This is a genomic window from Salipiger sp. HF18 (genome assembly GCF_011806505.1).
Classification (GTDB): Bacteria; Pseudomonadota; Alphaproteobacteria; order Rhodobacterales; family Rhodobacteraceae; genus Salipiger; species Salipiger thiooxidans.
Window position 1 is genome coordinate 1 of sequence record NZ_JAATOS010000369.1, and the last position, 3,988, is coordinate 3,988.

The 3,988-nt window shown below is 65.7% G+C and carries 5 protein-coding genes; 2 read left to right on the forward strand and 3 right to left on the reverse strand.

The window, feature by feature from the left end; genetic code table 11:
* A partial coding sequence (locus tag HC022_RS20660; RefSeq protein WP_303049087.1) for a CorA family divalent cation transporter occupies positions 1 to 432 on the reverse strand: 432 nt, incomplete at its 3' end.
* 381 nt (positions 433 to 813) lie between these two features.
* Here HC022_RS20660 and HC022_RS20665 point away from each other — a divergent pair.
* Entirely contained in the window at positions 814 to 1,053 is a 240-nt protein-coding gene (locus HC022_RS20665; RefSeq protein ID WP_167453671.1) for a hypothetical protein, read from the forward strand.
* Between the two features lie 154 nt (positions 1,054 to 1,207).
* Here the strand turns inward: HC022_RS20665 and tuf are convergent, their stop codons facing one another.
* Positions 1,208 to 2,383: an elongation factor Tu gene (gene tuf / locus HC022_RS20670; protein ID WP_008883278.1), complete on the reverse strand. Its 1,176-nt coding sequence runs from the start codon at positions 2,381 to 2,383 to the stop codon at positions 1,208 to 1,210.
* 231 nt (positions 2,384 to 2,614) lie between these two features.
* Entirely contained in the window at positions 2,615 to 3,259 is a 645-nt protein-coding gene (locus tag HC022_RS20675; protein WP_167453672.1) for a hypothetical protein, read from the reverse strand.
* Between the two features lie 180 nt (positions 3,260 to 3,439).
* Here HC022_RS20675 and HC022_RS20680 point away from each other — a divergent pair.
* Positions 3,440 to 3,988: hypothetical protein (locus HC022_RS20680; protein ID WP_167453673.1), on the forward strand; the 549-nt coding region annotated here is incomplete at its 3' end.

Consider the following 3,988-nt stretch of genomic DNA (forward strand, 5'->3'; position numbering starts at 1 on the left):
GTCGCGCGGCCCCTGCCCTTCGGCGAGACACTCCGCGATGTCCTCGATGGCGCGCACCCGCCGCCGCGACAGGCTGACGATGCGATGCGGGTCGATCCAGAGCCGGACCGAGACCATGTCCTCGGGGTCCTCGCCCTCGATGGTGTTGATGCCCCGCAGAATCACGATGAGGCCTTTGCCCACCATCGTCACGCGCGGGCGTGTCTCTTCGGCCACCAGTGCGTCGATGATGGTTGGATCGAGGTAAGAGAGGTTCTCGACGATCCACCCCGGCGTGTCCGGATGCTGCGCCCGCAGGTGGACCCAGCCCAGCGTGTCGCTGCGCAGCACGTCCGGCGCCTCAGACGGGCTGAGCCGGTGGCCATGGCCGGGGCCGTCCAGCGTATAGCCGGTCAGGATGACGTCGTCGGGGCTTGGAACGAGCTCGTGCATGTTGGGCAGGATAGCTCCCGCGTCGGCGACGGCAAGCGATGGCGATGCGTCTCAGGACACGTCCCGACTATGTGCACAGACGCACAACGCGGGGCGCACCCCCCGGTTTGCCGGACTCCAGCCCCCGCGCCTCACGCAGGGATCGCCGGAACGATGACGGTTAAAGGAATTTATATCATTTATTATTAAATGCTTATTACAAAACACAGCCCCGATTGAACGCAGGACTTCACCTTCAAGGGCACGTTTCCGCGACCGGGCGAGAGCACTCCCGTGATTTGCCAATCGTCTGCCAAATAACAATATTCCGAGTGTCACAAGACAACGGGACAATCGGCAAAACGCACAATCGTGTGCGTCTCCCCAGAAAGGACAAAAATCATGAAAAAGCTCATCGTTCTCACGGCCGCAGTCGTCACCGCCTTTGCAGGCGTCGCCTCCGCACAGGGCTACAAAACCGGCGATTTCGCCCGTGCCGCGCTCGAGCGCATCGCTCCGGAAGCCGACGCATCGGACCTGACCAACGCCGAAGCCGTCGCCATCTACAACCAGGTGCAGGACGAAACCGGCGCGGGCAACGCGAAAAGCAAGGCAGAGTCGCTGATCCGCTCGTACCAGTGAGCCGCGGAGCGAGGAGGAGGCCGGACATCGTCACGGCCTCTTTCCGACCGGCCACAGACATGGACCGGAAAAGCAACAGGGGCGCCCTCGGGCGCCCCTGCTTACGTCTGTAGGGACGGTTGCGCCCGCATGATCGCCGCGGGCGCGTCCCGAATTACGCGAGGATCTTGGAGACGACGCCCGAACCGACGGTGCGGCCGCCTTCGCGGATTGCGAAGCGGAGACCGTCTTCCATGGCGATCGGTGCGATCAGTTCCACGGTGAACTTCAGGTTGTCGCCGGGCATGACCATCTCGGTGCCCTCGGGGAGGGTCACGGTGCCGGTCACGTCGGTGGTCCGGAAGTAGAACTGCGGACGGTAGTTCGCGAAGAACGGCGTGTGACGGCCACCCTCTTCCTTGGTCAGGATGTAGACCTCGCACTCGAACTTGGTGTGCGGGTTCACCGACTTCGGCTTGCAGAGCACCTGGCCGCGCTCGACCGCTTCACGGTCGATGCCGCGCAGCAGCGCGCCGATGTTGTCGCCGGCCTCACCGCGGTCGAGCAGCTTGCGGAACATTTCCACACCGGTGCAGGTGGTCTTCTGGGTGTCCTTGATGCCGACGATCTCGAGTTCGTCGCCAACGTTCACCACACCACGCTCGACGCGGCCGGTCACCACGGTGCCGCGGCCCGAGATCGAGAACACGTCCTCGATCGGCATCAGGAACGGCTGGTCGGTGGCGCGCGGCGGCTGCGGGATGTACTCGTCCACGGCGGCCATCAGCTCGCGGATCTTGTTCTCGCCGATTTCCGGATCACGGCCTTCGAGCGCGGCCAGAGCCGAGCCTGCGATGATCGGAATGTCGTCGCCCGGGAAGTCGTAGGCCGACAGAAGCTCGCGCACTTCCATCTCGACGAGCTCGAGGAGCTCCTCGTCGTCCACCTGGTCGACCTTGTTCAGGAACACGACCATGGCGGGGATACCCACCTGGCGGCCGAGCAGGATGTGCTCGCGGGTCTGCGGCATCGGGCCGTCAGCCGCGTTCACGACCAGGATCGCGCCGTCCATCTGGGCAGCACCGGTGATCATGTTCTTCACGTAGTCGGCGTGGCCGGGGCAGTCGACGTGCGCGTAGTGGCGGTTCTCGGTCTCGTACTCGACGTGCGCGGTCGAGATCGTGATGCCGCGGGCCTTTTCTTCCGGCGCGCCGTCGATCTGGTCGTAGGCGCGGAACTCGCCGAAGTACTTCGTGATCGCAGCCGTCAGCGTGGTCTTGCCGTGGTCAACGTGACCGATCGTGCCGATGTTGCAGTGCGGTTTCGACCGCTCGAACTTTTCCTTTGCCATCTTGTAAAGACGCCTCGCCTTTTCAGGGGCCCAAAACGACCCGGTTTCGCATCGCGGGCCATTTATTGGCTTGCAGAGGGAAAATCAAGCCGTTGATGCCTGGGGACACGCTGGAATCCGCGTGTTTCCTTACGTTTCGGGCCATTCCGCCACCCCTGATGCAGCAAGGCCTCACCCCCCGAGAGCCGCAAGCCCCCGGGGCCGTGCCCTGCGCCGCGGCGCGGTGAGCGTTCAGGCGCCGCGGCCAGACGCCGCCGGCGCCTGCGGCGAATCCGCGGACCCCGCGACCTCGGCCGGCCCGGACGCCGCTTCCGAGGGGCGCTTTCCGGCGTCGGGGCCACCGAACCAGCCCTCGTTTTTCTGCATCCGCCGCATCCATTTCTCGATCTGCAGCGCCATGTTGGCCGAGAGGTTGCGCATCTGCTGCTCGCGCGACTGGGTCACGCCCGAGCCCACCACGGTCTCGGCCGAGAAGCTCTCGAGCACGGTGATCTCTTCGGGCGTATCGTTGAGCTTCTTCTGCGCGGCGTCGTCCCAGGCGGTGACCCGGACGATCAGCGCCGATTTCGGGCTGAACACCAGCGGAATGCCCGGCTGCGCCAGCACGAAGCCCTCGACGCTGACCCCGAGGTGGTAGAACTTGTCGCCGTCCTGCCGACGGAAGCGCTCTTCCAGCGCCGCGTCGACCGAGGCGATCCACTCTTCGGCGGTGGCGTTGCGCGAGACCGGCCCCTCGACGATGTTCGGCGCCACCACGATGGCATGGCCGAGCTTAAAGTCCCCGATCGGTTCGGCGGGTTTCTTCAGGTCGGTCTGGCCGTTGGCACAGGCGGACAGGCCGAGGGCAAGCACAAGAACGGGGATCAGGCGCAGCATGGGGGCTCCGGTAGGACGCGATGTATCGAAAGGGGATAGCGCAACGCCCCGCAACGTGCAATTGCGCGCCCGGTGCGGCAGCGCCGCAACGCCGTCCCTACCACAGCCCACCGCACCCTTGCCTTGTCGCGCCTGCGGACCATGATCCAGCGCGACCCTACACGAAGCCCCGGATCGACCTTGAAATTCTCCCTCTCCCCGATCGCCCTTCTTCTTGTCCTCGCGACCCTCGTCCTCAGCGCCTGCGGCACGCCGCCGCCGGACCAGCTGCCGCGGCCGCACCACTCCGACATCGCCGAACTCTCGCGCGAGATTCAGGCGCTTGGCGCCGGCATCTCCGCCGAGGAGGCCGACCGCGTGGCCCGGATCTCCTACGAGTATCCGCTCCGCCTCGCCGTGGCCTACGAGGTCGAGGATCCGCCCTATATCCACAACATCAAGGTCAACAACGGCACCAAGCCGCGCGGGCTCTGCTACCAGTGGGCCGATGACCTCGAGGCGCGGCTGCGGCAGGAGGGCTTCACCACGCTCGAGCTGCAGCGCGCCATCGCCAATTCCGAGAACCCGCTGCGCATCGAGCACAGCACGGTGGTGGTCACCGCCCCCGGCGACAGCATGTACGACGGCATCGTGCTCGACCCGTGGCGCAACGGCGGCCGGCTGTTCTGGGGCCACGTGACGGAGGACCACAAGTACCCGTGGCTGCCCCGCGACGAGGTGTTCCGGCGC